At 62.3% G+C, this 5452-nt stretch carries 8 protein-coding genes; 4 read left to right on the top strand and 4 right to left on the bottom strand.

Features of this window, described 5'->3' with window-relative positions:
- The 4 genes from EN993_RS30360 to EN993_RS30345 all read left to right on the top strand — a co-directional run.
- On the top strand, nucleotides 1-489 hold a 489-nt coding region (locus tag EN993_RS30360; RefSeq protein WP_164757907.1), incomplete at its 5' end, for an ABC transporter ATP-binding protein.
- Entirely contained in the window at nucleotides 486-977 is a 492-nt protein-coding gene (locus EN993_RS30355; RefSeq protein ID WP_127265619.1) for a RidA family protein, read from the top strand. The genes EN993_RS30360 and EN993_RS30355, both read left to right, overlap by 4 nt.
- Before the next feature lie 9 nt (nucleotides 978-986).
- Nucleotides 987-2198, top strand: a complete 1212-nt coding sequence (locus EN993_RS30350; RefSeq protein ID WP_127265618.1) for an aminotransferase class V-fold PLP-dependent enzyme — start codon at nucleotides 987-989, stop codon at nucleotides 2196-2198.
- 54 nt (nucleotides 2199-2252) lie between these two features.
- Entirely contained in the window at nucleotides 2253-3074 is an 822-nt protein-coding gene (locus tag EN993_RS30345; RefSeq protein WP_126069270.1) for an IclR family transcriptional regulator, read from the top strand.
- 69 nt (nucleotides 3075-3143) lie between these two features.
- On the opposite strand, the gene EN993_RS30340 is transcribed toward EN993_RS30345, so the two are convergent.
- The 4 genes from EN993_RS30340 to EN993_RS30325 form a co-directional block, all read right to left on the bottom strand.
- Nucleotides 3144-3455 carry a PilZ domain-containing protein gene (locus EN993_RS30340; RefSeq protein ID WP_127265617.1) on the bottom strand — a complete coding sequence of 104 codons (312 nt, stop codon included), beginning with the start codon at nucleotides 3453-3455 and terminating at the stop codon, nucleotides 3144-3146.
- 139 nt (nucleotides 3456-3594) lie between these two features.
- Nucleotides 3595-4083: an NUDIX hydrolase gene (locus EN993_RS30335; RefSeq protein WP_109669793.1), complete on the bottom strand. Its 489-nt coding sequence runs from the start codon at nucleotides 4081-4083 to the stop codon at nucleotides 3595-3597.
- 211 nt (nucleotides 4084-4294) lie between these two features.
- Nucleotides 4295-4795, bottom strand: coding sequence for a xanthine phosphoribosyltransferase (gene gpt / locus EN993_RS30330; RefSeq protein ID WP_057145797.1), 501 nt, complete (start codon nucleotides 4793-4795; stop codon nucleotides 4295-4297).
- Nucleotides 4796-5032: 237 nt separating this feature from the next.
- Nucleotides 5033-5452 (bottom strand): universal stress protein (locus tag EN993_RS30325; protein WP_164757906.1); only part of this gene is annotated, 420 nt, incomplete at its 5' end.

Here is a 5452-nt window from a genome sequence, read left to right as displayed (position 1 = left end):
CTCGCCGTCGAGCCGCAATTCATCGTCGCCGACGAACCGGTTTCGGCGCTCGATGTCTCGGTGCAGGCACAGGTGCTCAATCTGTTCGGCGACTTGCAAAGAAAGCTTGGCCTGACGCTGCTGTTCATCGCGCATGACCTCTCGGTGGTCGAATATCTCTGCGACGAGGTGGTGGTCATGTATCTCGGCCGCGTCATGGAGCGCGGCCCGAGCCGCCTTGTCTATGCCGCGCCACGCCACCCCTACACGAAAGCCCTGCTGGCGACAGCGCCAGTGCCGGACCCGACGCGGCGCCGCTCGCACATACCTTTGCATGGCGACATTCCAAGCCCGATCGATCCGCCTTCCGGCTGCGTCTTCCGCACCCGCTGTCCGGAAGCGATCGCGGCCTGCGCTGAAACCGTGCCGCCGGTCGAGCCTGTCGGCGGCGGACATCACGTGGCATGCATCCGCCACAATGAAAAAATGTCTGACTGGAGTTTGAAATGACCTTTTCCGAGCTGTTCAAGCATCCGGACAGCACGCCCTACAGCCGGCTTTCGGCGCTTGGCATAACGTTGCCCGAGGCGCCGTCGCCAATCGCCAATTTTGTTACCCACGTCCAGGAGGGAAAGCTGCTGTTCCTGTCCGGCCAGGGACCGAGCGAAGCCGATGGCCGGCTCCATACCGGCAAGGTCGGCGCCGACGTCACCATTGACGAGGCCTATGCCCATGCCCGGCTGACGGGCATTAACCTGATCGCCGTCATGCACGCGGCCCTGGGCGACTTGCGCCGTGTGCGGCGTGTGGTCAAGCTGTTCGGCATGGTCAACGCGACACCCGACTTTGCCGACCATCCGGCTGTCATCAATGGCTGTTCGGACCTGCTTATCGATGTTTTCCAGGAAGCCGGTATCCACGCGCGTTCAGCGGTAGGCCATGGCTCCTTGCCCGGCCGCATCACCGTCGAGATCGAAGCCGTCATAGCGATCGACTGAGGACAGGACATGACCAAGCACAACAGACCCGACAACATCCGCCGCCAGCTGGGCTTGAGGCCCGTCATCAACGTGTCCGGCACGATGACCTCGCTTGGTGCCTCCATCGTCGTCCCGCAAGCGGTCGAGGCCGTCTCCGCCATCCTCGGCGAATTCGTCGAAATGGGCGACCTGCATCGGCGTGCCAGTGCCGTCATTGCGCAATTGACCGGCGCCGAAGCCGGCTTCATCACGGCTTCCTGTTCGGCGGCGATCAGTCTTGCCGTGGCTGCCTGCATGACCGGGCCGAACCTCTGGGCGATCGAGCGGCTGCCCGACACATCAGGCCTGAAAGACGAGGTGCTGATCCAGTCCGGGCACATGATCTCCTATGGTGCGCCGGTGGAACAGGCGATCCGGCTGACCGGCGCCAAGGTCGTCCCGGTTGGCCAGGCGACCAGCGCCTCGGCCTATCATCTGGCTGGTGCCATCACCGATCGCACCGCGGCGGCGGTCTTTGTCGTTTCGCATCATGTGGTCGACTATGCCCAGATACCGCTGGCGATCTTTGCCGAGGTTGCGCACGCGCGTGGCGTGCCTGTCATCGTCGATGCGGCGTCGGAATATGATCTCACCGGCTTTCTCGCAACCGGCGCCGATCTCGTCCTTTATTCCGGCCACAAATTCCTTGGCGGCCCGACCTCCGGCATTGTCGCAGGGCCGAAGGAAAGAGTTCGCAACGTCTACCTGCAGAACCGCGGCATCGGCCGTGGCATGAAGGTGGGCAAGGAGGGCATCGTCGGGGCGCTCGCGGCACTTCAGGCCTGGAAGGTGCGTGACCATGACGCCATTCGTGCCCGCGAACGCAGGGCGCTCGATTGCTGGATACAGACGCTTGAAGGGCGGGCTGGCGTCAATGTCAGCATCGAGCCCGATCCGACCAACAACCCGCTCGACCGCCTGAAGCTTACGATCGATCCGGCACAGGCCCGCATCACCGCATGGGATCTCGCCGATCGTCTGGCCGCCGGCGACCGGCCGGTGATCGTGCGCGACCACGAAGTCGAGCATGGCTATTTCCTTCTCGACCCCTGCAACCTTCATCCGGACGAAGAGTTCGTCGTGGCTGCCCGACTTGGCGAGGAACTCGATATTGCGCGCAAGTCGAATGAGATCATCGCGACGCCTTTCAACGAGCGCGTCCTCGCCAGCGAGGCGGCAATCCTCAACTGGCCGGATTGACTGCCGCCATGCTACTGCCCTGTGACAACCATGCGCGATGAACCCCGAGGCCTCATGGCAACGACGACAACCGATCGAGACCTGAGCAGCACCAAGGTCGCTACAGAGCCGCGCCGGTCGCGTACCAGCGGCATTGACCGTGCGTTGCAGATTCTGGATTGCCTGCAGCGGCAGGGACGGCCTGCAACCGCCTATGAGATCGCGCGCGATATCGGCGCACCGCTGTCGACCATCTATGTCATTGTCGACGACATGGTCGAGAAGGAGCTTCTGGACCGCAAGGATGGCGGCCTGTTGTGGCTCGGGCCGCGGCTATATCAATATGGCTTGACCTATGCCCGCACCCTCGACCTGCTCAACGTTGCGGTGCAGGAAATGCATGAACTGGCCCAGAATTCGAAAGAGACCGTCCAGATATGTGGTCGCGATGGCGACCACATGGTCGTCTTCGCCATGGAAGAGGGCAAGGATCATTTCCAGGTGACGTCGCGCGTCGGCACGCGCACGCCGCTCAACTGGACCGCCTCGGGCCGGCTGTTGGTCGGTCATTTGCCGGAAGCCGAGCGTCTGGAGATCTTCGCCCGCTCGGCGACGGCCTCGCCGACGGGGCGCGCCGAAACCGACAAGAATGTGCTTGCCAAGGCATCCGCAGCGACGCTGGCGCAGGGGCTGTCGATCCAGGCCGGCGAATCCGATTTTTCAGTCGCCTGTATCGCCGCTCCGATCCGCGACAATCTGGGAGCCTGTCGCGCGACGATCTCGATCGTCGTTCCCGACCTGAAGCTGAAACAAAAGAACCCGGACCTGGCTGCGCTGGTCAAACTGAGCGCCGGGCGTATTGAAACGCGTCTGGGTTGGCGGAACGGCCAGCCATAGCCGCTAATTTAGCTTGATGTTTTCGAGATTGGCTGGTGGTCGGCTTGCCAACCCCAGGTCCCGGCAGGATCAGCCGTAATGCAGCCGGGGTTTTGGCTCGGTGCTGGTGAACTGCACCCCGATGCGGTCGTTGCGCCGCCAGCGGACCTCGCACCGATAGGCAATGCCGTCGAGCGGCACATAGAGAAGAAAGTGATCGGGAACCCGGGCTTCGAGCGGTATCTTCAGTTCGGCGCCACTTTCGTGCTGATTGCGCAGCGTGCAACCGACTTCCGAATTCGAAATTCCGGTAATGATTGACCCGCCCTTGAGCACACGCGGACGATGCTCGCGCTGGGGCTCGTCGGACACGTTCGGAATCGGATTTGCAGGGTTCGACATCGCTGAAAAATACCAGAGCTGCCGAATCCTACCTTTGATTCCTTAGCAAAGCATTCACGTTGATGCGCAAATGCGTATCGCGCCTTGCAAGCCGAACTGGTTTACAACTTGGGCGCGCGGTGCGGCCATCCAATCCCGTTTAGGGAAAGCTGTGCGGGTCGGCGCAGAAATAGGCGATAATCTGGCAAAGATCAGGTTCGTTGATCATGTGCACCGCTTCGCTGGAACTGACCCATTTGCGGGTGCGGGAGTGTTTTTCCTTCCAGCGGTCGGCGATCTTGTCGACATGCAGCGGGAACACCAGGACCTCGCACGGCACTTCTTCGCCGGAAGCCAGTACCTTGGCGTAGAAGTAACGGCCGGCTTCGAGATGAGAGACACTGCCGCGCAGCCCGGCTTCCTCGCCGGCCTCGCGCGCTGCGGCCTCGCAGAGCGGCTCCCTGGCCTCTGGCCAGCCCTTGGGCAAAACCCAGCGACCGGTATCGCGACTGGTGATCAGCATGATCTCGACGCCGTTCCCGGTATCGCGCCAAGGCAGGGCGGCAACCTGTAGGCGACAGGGTGCGGTGCCGAAGAGTCGCCGGACCCTTTCGACCAGATGGTTGTGCGTCGTTGGCCTCGTCAACATCGGAGAAGCTAACCCCAGCCCCCAGAATCGTTTGCCGCCTCACGAATCTTACGGCTAATTATCAGCAATAAAAGTAAAAAATTTCACTCTCCCTGGCGATTTCCACCAATAGGCGTCGATTTCACAAAATATCTGGCCTGCCAGGCCCGTTTGCGAAAGCAAATCATGTCCGGTGCAAGCTGCTGGTATGTAACAGGCAGGTTGTTGCGAATCAGCCGGCGTGGTCGTCGGCGATCGGCTTCTGGTAGGTGAAGCCCATGTCCCACGGGAAATAGATCCAGGTGTCCTGGCTGACTTCGGTGACGAAAGTATCGACCAGCGGCCGGCCTTTCGGCTTGGCGTAGACGGTGGCGAAATGCGCCTTGGGCATCATCGCGCGCACGATGCCCGCTGTCTTGCCGGTGTCGGTCAGGTCGTCGATGATCAGCACGCCGGCGCCGTCTTCGGCGAGCAGGGCAGGGGTGATCTCCTTGAGGACCTGCAGCTGCCCCTGGCTGGTATAGTCGTGATAGGAGGCGACACAGACCGTCTCGATGACGCGGATGCCGAGTTCGCGCGAGATGATCGCCGCGGGGACCAGCCCGCCTCGCGTGATGCAGACGATCGCTTTCCACTGCCCTTTGTTGGCACCGGCCAGCCGCCAGGCGAGCGCGCGGGCGTCACGATGGAACTGGTCCCAGGAGACAGGAAAGGCTTTTTCGGGAAGGGACATGTCGCGCACTCCGCAGCACGCGGGGATCGCGCGCAAGAAAACAGGGGAATGCGCGCGGAATTAGCCGGAAAGCCCCCGTCTTGGCAAGAGCAGGGGCCTTGGCAAGGGCAGGCCTGAGTGATCACTGTGGACTTAAAGCGTATCGCGTCGAAACGGATTCATGCGACGCGCCTCAAGTCTCTGCTTGCATGCATGTCGTTGTCTCAAAACCGGAGCCATTTTTTTGAGCGACAGGCATCAGCGCGACAGGAAGGCTGCCACCGGCGCGGTGCGCAGCACCGTGCGCGTCACGCCGCCGAACAGAAGCTGGCGCAGCCATGAGTGGCTGTAGGCGCCGAGCACCAGCAGGTCGGCGCCGGTCTCCGCGATCCTGGTCTGGATGATGTCATCGATCGAATTGCCGCCCGAACGCTGCACCGAGACGCTCACGGTGGCGCCGTGGCGCGATAGCGCGGACGCGATTTCGGCCCCGGCGGCCTCTGGGCTGTCGTCGAGCGTTTCAGGGGGGTCGATGACCAATATGTCGGTCTTCTCGGCTTCGATGATGAAGGGCAGCGCGTCGAAGGCGGCGCGCGCCGCTTCCTTGCTGCCGTTCCAGGCGAGCAGCACGTGTTTGAAGGTGGTGACCAGCGGACCCGCATGCGGCACCACCAGCAC

Source organism: Mesorhizobium sp. M7D.F.Ca.US.004.01.2.1, from assembly GCF_003997785.1.
GTDB lineage: Bacteria > Pseudomonadota > Alphaproteobacteria > Rhizobiales > Rhizobiaceae > Mesorhizobium > Mesorhizobium loti.
This window is presented reverse-complemented; position numbering and strand designations above follow the sequence as displayed.

Excerpts from the sequence above, each read along its gene's own strand:
- EN993_RS30355 (WP_127265619.1), top strand. The coding sequence starts at position 486 with ATGACCTTTTCCGAGCTGTTCAAGCATCCGGACAGCACGCCCTACAGC.
- EN993_RS30350 (WP_127265618.1), top strand. The coding sequence starts at position 987 with ATGACCAAGCACAACAGACCCGACAACATCCGCCGCCAGCTGGGCTTG.
- EN993_RS30345 (WP_126069270.1), top strand. The coding sequence starts at position 2,253 with ATGGCAACGACGACAACCGATCGAGACCTGAGCAGCACCAAGGTCGCT.
- EN993_RS30340 (WP_127265617.1), bottom strand. The coding sequence starts at position 3,455 with ATGTCGAACCCTGCAAATCCGATTCCGAACGTGTCCGACGAGCCCCAG.
- EN993_RS30335 (WP_109669793.1), bottom strand. The coding sequence starts at position 4,083 with ATGTTGACGAGGCCAACGACGCACAACCATCTGGTCGAAAGGGTCCGG.
- gpt (WP_057145797.1), bottom strand. The coding sequence starts at position 4,795 with ATGTCCCTTCCCGAAAAAGCCTTTCCTGTCTCCTGGGACCAGTTCCAT.